The 13,466-nt window shown below is 66.1% G+C and carries 10 protein-coding genes; 8 read left to right on the forward strand and 2 right to left on the reverse strand.

From position 1 onward, the window contains the following. Window positions 1-383 precede the first annotated feature (383 nt). Both G7026_RS08055 and G7026_RS08060 read right to left on the reverse strand, forming a co-directional pair. Window positions 384-1,403, reverse strand: a complete 1,020-nt coding sequence (locus G7026_RS08055) for an AraC family transcriptional regulator (RefSeq protein ID WP_181070355.1) — start codon at window positions 1,401-1,403, stop codon at window positions 384-386. 7 nt (window positions 1,404-1,410) lie between these two features. Next, window positions 1,411-2,325 carry a GGDEF domain-containing protein gene (locus G7026_RS08060; protein WP_181070230.1) on the reverse strand — a complete coding sequence of 305 codons (915 nt, stop codon included), beginning with the start codon at window positions 2,323-2,325 and terminating at the stop codon, window positions 1,411-1,413. A 347-nt stretch (window positions 2,326-2,672) separates the two neighbouring features. Here G7026_RS08060 and G7026_RS08065 point away from each other — a divergent pair, with 347 nt between their 5' ends. The 8 genes from G7026_RS08065 to treF all read left to right on the forward strand — a co-directional run bounded on the left by G7026_RS08065 (window position 2,673) and on the right by treF (window position 13,432). After that, on the forward strand, window positions 2,673-5,141 hold the full coding sequence (locus G7026_RS08065; protein ID WP_181070231.1) for a TonB-dependent receptor: 2,469 nt from the start codon (window positions 2,673-2,675) through the stop codon (window positions 5,139-5,141). Between the two features lie 59 nt (window positions 5,142-5,200). After that, window positions 5,201-7,126, forward strand: coding sequence for a phytase (locus tag G7026_RS08070; protein ID WP_181070232.1), 1,926 nt, complete (start codon window positions 5,201-5,203; stop codon window positions 7,124-7,126). Window positions 7,127-7,207: 81 nt separating this feature from the next. Beyond that, the gene (gene tolQ, locus G7026_RS08075) at window positions 7,208-7,912 is read left to right on the forward strand and encodes a protein TolQ (RefSeq protein WP_181070233.1); all 705 of its coding nucleotides are present in this window, start codon (window positions 7,208-7,210) and stop codon (window positions 7,910-7,912) included. Window positions 7,913-7,922: 10 nt separating this feature from the next. Then, entirely contained in the window at window positions 7,923-8,366 is a 444-nt protein-coding gene (tolR, locus tag G7026_RS08080; protein WP_181070234.1) for a protein TolR, read from the forward strand. Window position 8,367: 1 nt separating this feature from the next. After that, window positions 8,368-9,189, forward strand: coding sequence for an energy transducer TonB (locus G7026_RS08085; RefSeq protein WP_181070235.1), 822 nt, complete (start codon window positions 8,368-8,370; stop codon window positions 9,187-9,189). Between the two features lie 52 nt (window positions 9,190-9,241). Continuing rightward, window positions 9,242-11,200: a PhoX family protein gene (locus G7026_RS08090; protein WP_181070236.1), complete on the forward strand. Its 1,959-nt coding sequence runs from the start codon at window positions 9,242-9,244 to the stop codon at window positions 11,198-11,200. A 313-nt stretch (window positions 11,201-11,513) separates the two neighbouring features. Beyond that, window positions 11,514-11,828, forward strand: a complete 315-nt coding sequence (locus tag G7026_RS08095; RefSeq protein WP_181070237.1) for an SDR family oxidoreductase — start codon at window positions 11,514-11,516, stop codon at window positions 11,826-11,828. 14 nt (window positions 11,829-11,842) lie between these two features. Beyond that, on the forward strand, window positions 11,843-13,432 hold the full coding sequence (treF, locus tag G7026_RS08100) for an alpha,alpha-trehalase TreF (protein WP_181070356.1): 1,590 nt from the start codon (window positions 11,843-11,845) through the stop codon (window positions 13,430-13,432). The last annotated feature ends 34 nt before the right edge of the window (window positions 13,433-13,466 follow it).

Below are 13,466 nucleotides of genomic sequence, written 5' to 3' on the forward strand. Positions count from 1 at the left end.
ATAGACTTAATCTGGCGGCATAGTGAAATTATTTGGCCATGTTTCGGAACGTTTTCGCCATCACTCCAGTCCTAGATATGCATGTTGAGTAAGCCATTACTTACAGGCTTGAGCCACGGAAGGTTCCCTGTAAGCAATCGCTTACAAAGACTGCCGCAGTTGGCTGCTACCGGTTCAACGAACAGGTCGATAACCTTCTGCTCATGGACTTCGCGCAGGAAGCGCACATTATCAACAGGGACAAAGCACTGGAGATGCGCCAGGACGGCGCAAGACTAAGGAATGTCAGGATACAGTCTGCAAAGCCCCGCTTCGGCGGGGTTTTTCTTTTTCTGCGGTCTGGAAATTCAAAAGGATTAGTCCTTCGAGCTTAAGCTTTTCGACTAGAGCAGCTGCCTCAAGCTGCTCGGCACCAGCCCGGTCCAGCGCTTGAACGAGCGCCGGAAATTTGTGGTGTCGTTGAAGCGCAGGTAGGCAGCCACTTCCTCGTTGGTGTAGCCCTTGGTCTGGTAGAGATGAATCGCCACGTGCTTGCGCACGAGGTCCAGCTGTTCCTGGAAGTGGGTACCGTGCTTTTGCAGCCGGCGTTTGAACGACGAGGGGCTAATGCCGAAGGCGAGCGCCACGCGTTCCAGATTCAGTGGTGTGCGGATGTGTTCGCGCAGATGGTCGTGGAGCTGATCGAGAAAGCTCGCCGCCCAGCCCAGCGCCTCGAGCTGGGCCTGCCCGCCCTGTTGGGCGACCCCGCCGGCGGTGCTCGACGCATGGGGCCAGCGACGATGCAGGTATTCGCGAGGCAGGCTCATCCTGTTGAGCGGCTGGTCGAACCTCAGCTGTTCGCCTAGATGAACCCAGTATTGCTCCACCTCGCGCGGCTGCGGATGGGCGAGGTGGAAGCGCCACGGCAGGGGTTCCCCCGAAAGCCGGCGCGCCATCGACACCACGGCGGTCATCCCCGCCTCCAGCACGAAGCGCTGTTGGGTGCCGTTGCCGCAACTGTCCAGCCAGTAGAGGTGCACCTGTTGATCGTCGCAGAGCAGGTACGGCCTCAGCAGCGGGCTGAGCACCGCGCGAAAGCGGCACAGGTGGTCCAGTGCCTGCTGCAGGTCGAGCGCATGCAGCAGCGCATGGCTGGCTTCGCCATAGTGTCCCGGCAGCAGGCGCTGGCCGAACAGGAAGCTGCTGTCGGCGGCGCCGAGCAGGCGTTCGGCATTGCCGATCAGCGTGAGGAACTGACGGGGGCTGATCCGCGCCTGGCCACGGGCGATGTCTTCGTAAAACAGCTCGCAACCGCGCAGCAGGCTATGGCTGTCGATCCCGCGTGACAACGCCAGGTCGATCAGCGTGGCGGGCTGATAGTGCGCAGCGATGAAGCGGCTGTCGCAGTCATAGCCGGCGGCAATCGACACCTCAGGCACAGCGGGCCAGCCCCTGCTTGGCCCGGGCGACGCCCAGGTTCAGCCGTTCGAGCAGGCGCTCGGGGGTTTCGTCGAAGGCCATCACCGTCGCGACGCTGGCGGTCAGCTGGAGCCGCTCGCCATGCTGACGGCTGCGATGAGCCAGGCTCGCGACCGCCTGCTTGAGTTCCTCGGCGATCTGCCGCGCCTGGCTTTCGCCGGTCGCTGGCAGCAGGGCGACGAAGCGATCACCCGCCAGCCGACAGAGCAGATCCTGCTGGCGCAGGTTGAGCAACAGCAGCTGGGCGGTGGCCTGCAGCACCTCGTCACCTTCGGCATGGCCGAAGCGGTGGTTGATCGCGCTGAAGTCGTCGAGGTCGACGGCCACCAGCGACAGCGGCTGCTGCCTCTGGCTGGCCTGCTGCAAGGCCAGCTGCACCTGCTGGCGCAGGTACTCGGCCGCGCCCAGCGGCGTCAGCTTGTCGAACAGACGATGCTCGCGGAACAGCCGTTCGCGCTTGCTCATCTGCAGGTTGATCGCCTGTTGTTCCCGGTGCCAATGAAAGATGCCGGCGGTGAGCAGCAACAGGCCGATCGGCATCGGCGCGGTTTCCAGCCAGTTGGCCCAGGCGACCGACTCGGGCAGGCGGATGAATTCGTCCAGCGTATCCATCCACCAGGACAGAAAGATGCAGCACAGCCCCAGGGCGAGCAGCCGGGTGACACGTCCGGCCGGGCGACTGTGCAGCAGCATCGTCAGCCACAGCAATGCGAGCATCGCCGATCCACCCTCGCCGGCGACGTCCATCCAGTCGATCTCGGCCCAGGTTTTGATGTCTCCGACGGCGAGGTAGATCTGGATGCCGAGGTTGGCCACCGCGGTCAGTCCGATCAGCGTCAAAGAATGCAGTTTCAGGAAGGATTTCATCGGCTCTCCAGTGGGCGCGCGTGCGCCAGCCGTCACGGAAGCACAGGGCGATGACGCTTCGGTGACAGCTCGGGGGTCGATTCGGCCCAGTGCTTTTTTATCGTCGCCGGCACGCGATGCGCTGCAAGCGCGCCGATGCGTTGCGGCAATAGCTGTCGAGCGGGGCGGATAACGCCGAACTGAGCGCTGTAACAGGTCGTTTCGGCTCAAAAGGGCCGCTGCGTGCGCGTTTAAACGGCCGGATCGGCACTCGCGGCCGGTGACCGTCACCGAAGTGTCATCAGGCATTCCTACCGTTCGCCTCCATTGCCGGCGCCGTGCCGGGGGACGCAAGGGAGGCTATGGCCATGAAGGTTCAGCGCAAGGCGGGTTTCAGGATCAGCATTCTGGCCGTGGCGGTCGCCACGTCGATCAACAGCGGCTGGGCTGCCGACGAGGTCGAGCATGTGGACGTGGTCGGCCAGGCCGCGAGCATCGACGCTGCGCTCAAGGACCAGCGCAGCTCCGACAGCGTCAAGAGCGTGGTGCACGCCGACGCCATCGGCCAACTACCCGATGACAACGCTGCCGAGGCGTTGCAGCGTATCCCGGGGCTCTCGGTCGAGCGAGACCAGGGTGAGGGCCGCTTCGTCAGCGTGCGCGGGATCGGCCCGGACCTCAACAGCGTGACCATCAACGGCACCCTGGTGCCCGCGCCGGAGAGCGGCCGTCGCGCGGTGGCGCTGGACGTGCTGCCCGCCGAGCTGGTGCAGTCGCTGTCGGTGGTCAAGACCCTGACCCCGGACATGGACGCCAACTCCCTCGGCGGCACCGTCGAGGTGCAGAGCCTCTCGGCTTTCGACCATGACGGGCTGTTCTACACCTTAAGCGGCGAGGGCAGCTACGACGACAACACCGACCAGACCAGCCCGAAGTTCTCTGGCGCCATCAGCGAGCGTTTCAGTCTGGGCGACGGCGTGGACAACTTCGGCGTGGCCGCCGCGCTGAGCTGGCAGAAGCGCGACTTCGGCTCCGACAACGTCGAGACCGGTGGGGCCTGGGACTTCGAGAACGGCGCCCGCCTCGAGGAGGTCGAGCAGCGCGACTACCGCATCACTCGTGAGCGCACCGGTTTCGGGCTGAACTTCGATTACAAGCCCGATGACTTGTCCAGCTATTACCTGCGGACCCTCTACAGCCGCTTCAAGGACACCGAGACCCGCAACGCCGCCGGGGTGGAGTTCGACGACGCGCAGTTGCCCGGCGAGCTCGGCGATGCCGAGGGCTGGCGCGAGCTGAAGTCGCGCGAAGATACCCAAGAAATCAAGTCCTACGTGTTCGGTGGCGAGCGGCAGATGGGACTGTGGACGCTCAACGGCCAGGTCGGCTACAGCCGTTCGAGCGAGCGCAATCCCGGTGGCATCGCGGGCGCCGAATTCGTCGGCGACTTCACCGACGCCGGCTACAGCGGGACCCGCAAGCCGCGGCTGGTGGTCGACCCGTCGTTCTACGATCCGGCGAGCTTCACCCTCGACAAGGTCGAGTGGGAGAAGAGCGACGCCACCGACACCGAGAAGAACATCAAGCTCGACCTGGCCCGCGACTACCTGCTCGCCGACTACGCTTCGCAGCTCAAGTTCGGCGGCAAGCTCAGCCGCCGTGACAAGGACAACGACACCGAAGTCTGGGTCTACGACAACTTCAACAACATCGGCATGGACGACTACCAAAGCGGCCAGGTGGATTACGCGCTGGGCCGTTTCGGGCCGGGGCTGAGCGCAAGCGCCATCGAACGCCTGATCGGCGGGCTCGACCGCGACGCCTTCTACGACGCCGAAGAGTCGCGCTGGAACGACTTCAAGATGAGCGAAGACATCGATGCCGCCTACCTGATGAACACGGTGGACATCGATGACTGGCGGCTGATCGCGGGCCTGCGCTACGAGGGCACCCGTTTTGAAGCCAAGGGCACCGGCATCCGTGACGGCGCCTTCGAAGCGACCCAGAGCAGCAAGCGCTACGACCATTGGCTGCCGGGCCTGCATGCGCGTTATCAGCTGGACCCCGATACCCAGATCCGTGTGGCCTGGACCAATACCGTGGTGCGGCCGACGTTCGGCCAGCTGGCGCCGGGCTTCGTGATCGACGGCAACGACGCCGAGTTCGGCAACCCGAACCTCAAGCCGCTGGAATCGATGAACTTCGATCTGGGTATCGAGCACTACATGGGACGCGCGGGCGTGGTCTCGGCCTTCGGGTTCTACAAGGACATCGAGAATTTCGTCTACGACACCGATCTGGCCGGCACCGGAGACTGGGCCGGCTTCGACGAAGCGCTGAGCTACGCCAATGGCGACAAGGCCAAGCTCTACGGCATCGAACTGGCCTATTCGCAGAAATTCAGCTGGCTGCCCGCGCCCTGGGACGGGCTGCTGCTCGGCGCCAACGCCACCTTCAGCCGCTCCGACGCCAAGGTCCGCGGGCAAGGCCTGAGCCGCAGCATCGACCTGCCGAACCAGTCCGACACGGTCGGCAACCTGATGCTCGGCTGGGAGAACGACCGGCTCAGCCTGCGCGTCTCGGCCAACTACAAGTCCGACTACCTGATGCAGGTCGCGGCGGTCGACGATCCCGCCCACGACCTCCACGCCGACAAGCAGTTGTTCGTCGATTTCAGCGCCGGCTACTTCATCACCCCCGGGCTGCAGTTGACCTTCGAGGCGCAGAACCTCACCGACGAGTCCTACTACGTCTATACCGGCCGCCGCGCCTACAACGCCCAATACGAAGAGTACGGCCCGACCTACCGGCTCGGTCTGACCTTCACCCATTTCTGACTCTGGAAGGCGCCCACTGCCACCGCGTGGGCGCCGCTCGCCAAAGGATTTTTCGTTCGATGAACATCAATTTTCCCCGCCAGCCGCTCGCTCTGGCGCTGCTGACCAGTTTCGCCCTGCTGAGCGCGCCGGCTGGTGCCTCGGGCGTGCTGACGACCGCACCCTGGCAGACCGCCGAGCCGATGAGTGTCGAGGCCGCCCAACTGCTGGCCGACGACCGTTTCTGGCCCGGTGCCGATCGCCTGGTGAGCAGCAAGCGCCAGGGCCTGCGTCTGCTCGACGCCGCCGGCGTCACCCTGAGTGCGTTGCCCGGCACCTTCGGCGCGCTCGACCACCGCGCCGCGGCCGACGGCCTGCTGGTGGCGACCGTCGATGTCGATCGCCAGCAGCCGGTGCTGCTCGCGCTTTCGGCCCGCGACCGCAGCTGGGCCACCCCGGTGTATCTGCCGCGCCCGGACTTCAAGGTCGATGGGCTGTGCCTGTACCGCGACCAGGGCGACAATGCCTTCCTCTTTCTGGTCGGCGAGGAGGGCATCGGCGAGCAGTGGCTGGTAGCCGCGGCGCAGAAGCCATTGAGCGAGCCGCTGCGGGTGCGGCGCCTGAGCCTGCCACCGGCCAGCGAGTACTGCCAGGTCGATGACCGCGACGAACTGCTCTACGTGAACGAGGAAGAAGTCGGCCTCTGGGCCTATGCGGCGCACCCGGAGGCCGATCTGGTCCGCCAGCCGGTCGCCCTGGTGCAGCCGTTCGGTGACATCGCCGAGGCCCTCGCCGGTGTCGCTGTGGTGCCGGGCGCTGTGCTGGCGCTCGACCCCCAGGCCGGTGCCCTGCATCGCTACAGCCGTGACGGCAAGCGCTGGCAGGCTGAACCGGTGCTGCAACTGGCGGGCCTGGCCGAACCCGAACAGCTCAGCGCTCGCGTCTCCGGGCAGGGTCTGGCCCTGTCGATCGGCGATGACAACGGCCAGCACCGGGCCTTGCTCGACTGGCAACCCGACGCTCCCCAGGTCGCGGCGCCCCTGCCGGTATTGCCGGCCCAGGTGCAGACCGAGCCGGTGCCGAGCCTGGGCGATGCGGCCGATGACCCGGCGATCTGGATCCATCCGCAGGACCCTGCCGCGAGTCGTGTGCTGGGCACCGACAAGCAGGGCGGGCTGCAGGTCTATGACCTGCAGGGCCGCACGCTGCAGGATTTGCGGGTGGGCCGGCTGAACAACGTCGACGTGCGTCCGGGGTTTCGCCTGGGGCAGGCCACGGTGGACCTCGCCGTCGCCAGCCATCGCGATCACAACGGCCTGCAATTGTTCGCCATCGACCGCAGCAGCGGCGAGCTGAGCGACCTCGGCTGGCTGCCCACGCCGCTGGACGACATCTATGGGCTGTGCCTGTTCAAGGATGCCGACGAGGCGATCCACGCCATCCCCAACGACAAGAGCGGACGCTTCCTGCAGTACCGCCTCGACGGCCACAGCGGGAAGGTCGAGGCCGAGCTACTTCGCGAATTCGCCACCGCCAGCCAGCCCGAAGGGTGCGTCGCCGACGACCGCAACCAGCGGCTGTTCATCGGCGAGGAGGACGTTGCGGTCTGGACGCTCGACGCCCGTGGCGATGCGCCGGCGGTGCTGGAAAAAGTCATCGATGCTGGCGCCGAGGTGCAGGCCGACATCGAGGGGCTGGCCTTCTACCAGGGCGAGGCTGGCGATTACCTGGTGATTTCCAGCCAGGGCAACGACAGCTACGTGGTGCTCGACGGGCAGGCGCCCTATGCGATGCGCGGCGCGTTCCGCATCGGCCTGAACGCCGAGCGTGGCATCGATGGCGTTTCCGAGACCGACGGGCTGGAGGTCACCTCGGCCAACCTCGGTGGCGTCTGGAGCCAGGGCATGCTGGTCGTCCAGGACGGGCGCAAGCGGATGCCCGAGGGCCGGCAGAACTACAAGTACCTGCCCTGGAGCGCGGTCGCCGAGGCGCTGAAGCTGCCCTAGGCCGCGCCGGCTGTCATCAAAGCGCAATTGCAACCTAATCCAATAACAGCCGCCCGACCGGGGCGGCAGAGGAGACAAACCATGCACAGCAGCCTCGAACACATGAGCGCCTGGGGTCTGGTTCGCGACGCAAGCCCCGTGGTTCAGGCGGTGATGCTCATCCTGGTGATGGCCTCGCTGATCAGCTGGTACCTCATCATCCAGCGCGGCAGCGTGCTGCGGCGAAGCGAGCGTCTGCTCAACGACTTCCAGCGTCAGTTCCGCGAGACCGGCGATCTCGCCCGGCTGCACCGCGAGAGCCAGGCGGCGCATGTCGATGCCGGCCTGCAGCGCATCTTCCTGGCCGGTTACGGCGAGTTTTCCCAATTGCAGCATCAGCCGGGCATCGCTCCGGAGGCGGTGATCGAAGGTGTCGAGCGCAGTCTCTACGTGGCCATCGCCGAGCAGGAGGAGCGTTTAGAAACGGGCCTGCCTTTTCTCGCCACGGTGGGCTCGGTGAGCCCCTACATCGGTCTGTTCGGCACCGTCTGGGGGATCATGAATTCCTTCCTCGGCCTGTCCCAGGTGCAGCAGGCGACCCTCTCCACCGTGGCGCCGGGCATCGCCGAGGCGCTGATCGCCACCGCCATCGGCCTGTTCGCGGCGATCCCGGCAGTGATGGCCTACAACCGCTTCGCAGCGCGCAGCCAACGTCTGATCGCCCGCTACTACAGCTTCGGCAACGAGCTGCAGGCGCGACTGCACCGGCGTCTGCATGGTGTCCCGGTGGTCGCCGCTGCGGCTTGAGGAGAACGTCATGCTTGTTCGTCCCCAGCACAAACACGGCCCGAAAGCCGAAATGAACGTGGTGCCCTATATCGACGTGATGCTGGTGCTGCTGGTGATCTTCATGGTCACCGCGCCGATGCTGACCCAGGGCGTGAAGCTGGAGCTGCCCAAGGTGGCCGCCGAGGCGATGCCCGCCGATAGCCGGCAGCAGGTCCTCACGCTCTCGGTGAGGGCCGACGGCAGCTACTACTGGAACCTGGGCTACGAGCTGAACGTCGAGCAGCAGACCGACAGCGCCGTGGACCTGGCCGAGATGAGCGCCAAGGTCTCGGCGGTGGTCGCCGCGCGCAGCGATACCCAGGTCTACATCCGCGCCGACCAGGGGGCCGACTATGGCGTGGTGGTCGCCGGCATCGCCGCGTTGCAGCGCGGCGGGGTGTCCCAGCTCGGCCTGATCACCGAGGCGCCCTGAGATGAGCAGCCTGTCCCTGCACGACGTGGCGCTGCCAGACATCGATTCGTCCTGGCGCAGCCATGCCGGCGCGCTGAGCCTGACCGTCGGGTTGCACCTGGGCCTGCTTGCTCTGCTGGTGCACGGCGGATCCTGGGAATTGCCGGTGCCGGCCGCGCCGCCGTTGCTCAAGACACAACTGGTCAGCCTGCCCAAACCGTCGCCCCAGGCCGCGCCCAAGCCGATACCAGCGTCGCCGACGCCCGTGGTGGCCGATGCCGAACCTGTCCCCGAGCCCCTGGTGCAGGCGCCGCCGGAGCCCGCCGTGCCGAAGGTCGATCCGCAGCGCGAGCAGCGCCGCCTGGAAGAGGCGGCCCTGGCGCGAAAACGTGCCGAGCAGCAGCGCCAGGAGGCGCGTGAGCGCGAGCGTGAACGGCAGGCGCAGGCCGAACGTGAACGTCAGGCGCAAGAGCGTCTGGCCCAGGCCGAGCAGCAGCGCCTGCAGGTCGAGCGTGAGGCCCGGGCCCGCGCCGAGGCGGCCGCCGAACAGGCGCGCCAGGCTGCGGCTGCCGCCAGCCGTCAGTACGAGCCGCTGGTCAAGCAGGCGCCAGCCTATCCGCAGCGCGCGCTGGACAAAGGCATCGAGGGCGAATGCACGGTGATTTACACGGTCAACACGCAGGGCCGGGTGGAGGATCCGCAGGTGCTGGGCGACTGCCATCCGCTGTTCGCGCGCCCCTCGCTCAACGCCGCCAAGGGGTTTCGCTACCAGCCACGGGTCATCGACGGCCGCAGCGTGGCGGTGGCTGGCGTGAAGAACACCTTCCGCTACCGCATCGAGTGAGGTTGGCGCCTAACCGCCAGTCCATGAGTCCATTCACTACACGCGAGTCAACATGAAGCAGGATTTCGACGCCTTTCACGCCAGCATGTCCGCCCACGACAACCAGGCGATCAACCCCAGCCGCAATCCGAGCCTCGAGCAGCTGATCGACAGTGGCCGGCGCAAGCTGCTCAAGGGCAGTCTGACCCTCGCCGCGCTCGGCTTCATGGGTGGCGGGCTGGCCGCCTGCCGCAGCCTGGCCGCCAGCCCGCTGCTCGGTTTCCGGGGCGTGGCGGTGCAGCAGGCGGAGGATTTCGACCAGGTGCTGGTGCCCGAGGGTTATCGGGCGCGGCCGTTCTTTTCCTGGGGCGATGCGGTGCTGTCCGATGCGCCGGCCTGGCATCCGGACGCCAGCGACGATTGGCAGGCGCAACTCAAGCAGGCAGGCGACAACCACGACGGCATGCACTTCTTCCCGTTCCCCGAGGCGCCGGACAGCCACGGCCTGCTGGTGATCAACCACGAGTACGTCAATCCGCCGCTGCACCCCAACGGCATGACCCTCGCCGACGGCAGGCGCCCGCTCGACGAGGTGAAGAAGGAACAGGCCGCCCACGGCGCCAGCGTCATCGAGGTTAGAAAGGATGCCGACGGGCAATGGCAGCGGGTCATGCCGTCGCGCTACAACCGCCGCATCTCGGGCTTCACGCCGATGCGCATCAGCGGCCCGCTGGCCGGACACGAGGCGATGAAGACCGTCGCCGATCCGTCCGGACTGGAGGTGCTGGGCACCCTCAACAATTGCTCCAGCGGCTTCACGCCTTGGGGCACCTACCTGATCTGCGAAGAAAACTGGCACAACTATTTCGTCAACCACGATCAGGCCGACTTCGCCCGCCGCGTCTCGCACAAGCGTTACGGGCTGGCCAACGAGGGCATGAGCAAGCTCTACGGCTGGGAAACCGCCGATGCGCGCTTCGATGCCACGCCCGACGCCAGCCAGCCCCACGGTGGTTACGTCAACGAACCGCACCGTTTCGGCTGGGTCGTCGAGCTCGACCCGTTCGATCCGGACAGCCAGCCGGTCAAGCGCACCGCCTTCGGCCGGTATTGCCGCGAGTGCTCGGCACTCTCGCTGGGCGACGACGGGCGCATGGCGTTCTATTCGGGCGACGACACCAAGGGCGAGTACATCTACAAGTTCGTCCCGAGTGGACGCTTCGACGCGGCCAATCCCAGGGCCAGCCGCGATCTGCTCGACGAAGGCACCCTGTATGTCGCCCAGTTCAGCGCCGAGGGCCGCGGCCGCTGGCTGCCACTGGTGCATGGCGAAGGAGGGCTGACCGCCGTGAACGGCTTCGCCAGCCAGGCCGAGGTGCTGCTCAACGCAAGGGCCGCGGCCGATCTGCTGGGGGCGACGCCGATGGATCGGCCCGAGTGGGTCGCTGTCCACCCGACCACGCGCGAGGTCTACGTGACCTTGACCAACAACGACGGGCGCGGCACCCGGCAGCCGGCCAACGACGCCAACCTGCGCCCGGCCAACCTGCACGGGCACATCATCCGCTGGAACGAGGCGGGCGCCGACCCGACCGCCACCGAGTTCACCTGGGAGTTCTTCCTCCTCGCCGGCGAGCCGGAAGGGGCGACAACCGCCGCGGGCGACGCGGTGCCGGCGAACCTGATCGGTACCATCAACGGCGACCTGTTCTCCTCCCCCGATGGGCTGGCGTTCGACCAGGCCGGACGTCTGTGGATCGAGACCGATTACGAGGACCGCGACACGGTGATGCAGGCGATGGGCTGTAATCAGTTGCTCTGTGCCGACCCGCAAAACCGCGAGGTGCGGCGCTTTCTCGTCGGCCCGCGTGGTTGCGAGATCACCGGAATCACCTGGAGTCCGGACTACCGGGCCATGTGGATCAACGTCCAGCACCCGGCGTTGAGCTACCCGGCCAGCGATGGCAAGACCCGGCCGCGTTCGACCACCGTGCTGATCACCAAGAACGACGGTGGGGTGATCGGGACCTGATCATTGGCCCCAATCGCCCGTCTTGATCCCTCCATCGGGGCGAGCGGTTCCGCGCGGTCAAGGATCGCTGTGGCTCTGTCGATTCGCAAAGAAAGCGCTCGCTGTGCCGGCAATCGGCCGCGAGCGGCTATTCGGCAATATTCTGCAAATACGGGCTCATTGCGCGATGAGCGGGCCCAAGGGCCGCCGTTTCTGGGCTGAGCGTTGCGGCCGCTGGCCGTGAACGCTCACGGCGCGCCGACCCGAGGAACGGCACCGATGCACCTCCGTCTGATCTTTACCCGCCTGCAACCAGGCGTTGATGGAGAGTCTCGTGAGGCTCGAGAATAAAGTGGCGCTGGTCACCGGCAGCACCCAGGGCATCGGCCGCGATAGCGCCTGGCGCCTGGCGCAAGAAGGCGCGGATATCGTTGTCACCGGGCGCAGCGAGGATGACGGCCAGGACGCCACCGAAGAGTCGCTCCGCCAGATGGGGCGCCTGCTCGGCAACATCCCAGCCAAACGGCTCGGCCAGCCGCGCGATGTCGCCGGCGCGGTGGCGCTCCAGGTGTCGGACGATGCCGGCTACATTACCGGCACCACGCTTTTCGTCGATGGAGGTCTGCTGTGGAATTACAGCGAACAGTGAATACCGAGAATCATCTGGTCGACCCGTTCGAAAAGGCCCTGCGCCAGGTCGCTGGCGCGGACACCCTGAGCCCGGCGGACCGCTACCAGGAGTTCTTCGTCGAAGTGCAGATGAAGCGCATCTTCGAAGACAGCAAGACCTTCGCCGACTGCGCGCCCAAGCGCTATCCCGAACAGATTCTCGATGCCTACCGTTCCCAGCGCGCCCGTTCGGATTTCGATCTCGCGGCCTTCGTTCACGAGCATTTCAGTGTGTTCGAGTTCGAACCGCGCGAGTTCGTCGCCGACCCGGACAACAGCCTGGAGGAACACATCGACCGGCTCTGGCCGGTACTGACGCGCTCGCCCACCGAGCATCCGTCGCGCTCTTCGCTGCTGCCGCTGCCCTATGAGTACGTGGTGCCGGGAGGGCGCTTCACCGAGCTGTACTACTGGGATTCGTACTTCACCATGCTCGGCCTGGACGAAAGCGGACAGTGCGAGCTGATGCAGGCCATGGCCGACAACTTCGCCTACCTGATCGACACCTACGGGCACGTGCCCAACGGCAACCGCTCCTATTACCTGAGCCGTTCGCAGCCACCGGTGTTCGCGCTGATGACCGATCTGTTCGAGGAGCACGGCATCCGCCGCGCCAGCGATTACCTGCCGCAGCTGCGCAAGGAACATGCGTTCTGGATGGACGGCGCCGACGTGCTGCGCCCGGGCGAAGGCCATCGACGCTGCGTGTGCATGGCCGACGGGGTGGTTCTCAACCGTTATTGGGACGACCGCGATACACCGCGCGACGAATCCTACTGGGAAGACGTGGAAACCGCTGCGCGCTCCGGCCGGCCCCCGCACCATGTGTACCTCGACCTGCGGGCCGGCGCCGAGTCCGGCTGGGACTTCAGCTCGCGTTGGCTGGACGACCCCACGGACCTGTCCACCATTCGCACCACCCGCTTGCTGCCGGTGGACCTCAATGCCTTCCTGTACAAGCTCGAACAGCAGATCGCACGCCTTAGCGAGATCAAGGGCGACGATGAATCGGCGGTGCAATTTCGTGAGCGGGCCGAGCGCCGCCGCGAAGGCATCGACCGCTACCTGTGGAACGAGGAGGTGGGCGCTTACTTCGATTACGACTGGCAGCGCGACGTGCAACGCGAGAACCTCACCGCCGCGACCGTGGTGCCGCTGTTCGTTCATCTCGCCACGACCGAGCAGGCGTCGAAGGTGGAGCGGATCGTGCGCGAGCGACTCCTGGCGCCTGGCGGACTCTCCACCACCGAGATCAGCGGCAGCGGCGAGCAATGGGATCGCCCCAATGGCTGGGCGCCGTTGCAGTGGATGGGCATTCGCGGGCTGCAGCAATACGGACACCACGACCTGGCCATCGAGATCGAGAAACGCTGGCTGATGATCGTCTCGGAGCTGTTCGAGCGCGAAAGCAAGCTGGTCGAAAAATACGTCCTGCGGCCCACTACCGAGCACGCCGGCGGCGGCGAATACCCCCTGCAGGACGGCTTCGGCTGGACCAACGGCGTCACCCGCAAGCTGCTGCAGGAAGACCCCAAGCACGAAGCCCATCGGTGCAGGGCCGGGCGCTGCCGAGTAGGGACCTGAGGCGCTTCGCCCAGCCATCACAGCCGCCTCTCCC

It is taken from the genome of Stutzerimonas azotifigens, from assembly GCF_013522725.1.
Taxonomy (GTDB): Bacteria; Pseudomonadota; Gammaproteobacteria; order Pseudomonadales; family Pseudomonadaceae; genus Stutzerimonas; species Stutzerimonas azotifigens_A.

Bases quoted from the DNA above. Each gene is read 5' to 3' on its own strand.
- G7026_RS08060 (WP_181070230.1), bottom strand. From the start codon at position 2,325: ATGAAATCCTTCCTGAAACTGCATTCTTTGACGCTGATCGGACTGACC.
- G7026_RS08065 (WP_181070231.1), top strand. From the start codon at position 2,673: ATGAAGGTTCAGCGCAAGGCGGGTTTCAGGATCAGCATTCTGGCCGTG.
- G7026_RS08070 (WP_181070232.1), top strand. From the start codon at position 5,201: ATGAACATCAATTTTCCCCGCCAGCCGCTCGCTCTGGCGCTGCTGACC.
- tolQ (WP_181070233.1), top strand. From the start codon at position 7,208: ATGCACAGCAGCCTCGAACACATGAGCGCCTGGGGTCTGGTTCGCGAC.
- tolR (WP_181070234.1), top strand. From the start codon at position 7,923: ATGCTTGTTCGTCCCCAGCACAAACACGGCCCGAAAGCCGAAATGAAC.
- G7026_RS08085 (WP_181070235.1), top strand. From the start codon at position 8,368: ATGAGCAGCCTGTCCCTGCACGACGTGGCGCTGCCAGACATCGATTCG.
- G7026_RS08090 (WP_181070236.1), top strand. From the start codon at position 9,242: ATGAAGCAGGATTTCGACGCCTTTCACGCCAGCATGTCCGCCCACGAC.